The 316-nt window shown below is 82.9% G+C and carries 1 protein-coding gene; it reads left to right on the forward strand.

Translation table 11 applies throughout. The annotated features are described in order from the left end of the window. Positions 1–316: hypothetical protein (locus E2C05_RS33945; protein ID WP_158292517.1), on the forward strand; the 316-nt coding region annotated here is incomplete at both ends.

The following is a 316-nucleotide window of genomic DNA, read 5'->3' on the forward strand; positions in this document are numbered from 1 at the left end:
GGCTGGCCACCGCGCTGGGCCGCGGCATCCGCCACATCGCCCGCCGCCGGCGGGAGCTGGACTGGCTGGCCGCCGACATCGCGGGCCATGCCCTGGCGGAAGGCGCCGGGGCGCGCGCGCACCGCATCCTGGCGCCCCTGGACGCGGCCGCGCGCTTCCCCGAAGCCGACCCGGCCCGGGCGGAGCCCTGGCTGGACCCGCCACTGCACCGCCTGCTCTGCGGCGTCGCCGCCGGGCTGGGCGTGCTGCTGGCGGCCGGCGCCGGCCCGGCCGGCCCGCCCCTGGTCGCGGCGGCGTTGCTGCTGGGCGGGCGGCT

The sequence above is a fragment of the Paracraurococcus ruber genome, assembly GCF_004353985.1.
Lineage (GTDB): Bacteria > Pseudomonadota > Alphaproteobacteria > Acetobacterales > Acetobacteraceae > Paracraurococcus > Paracraurococcus ruber.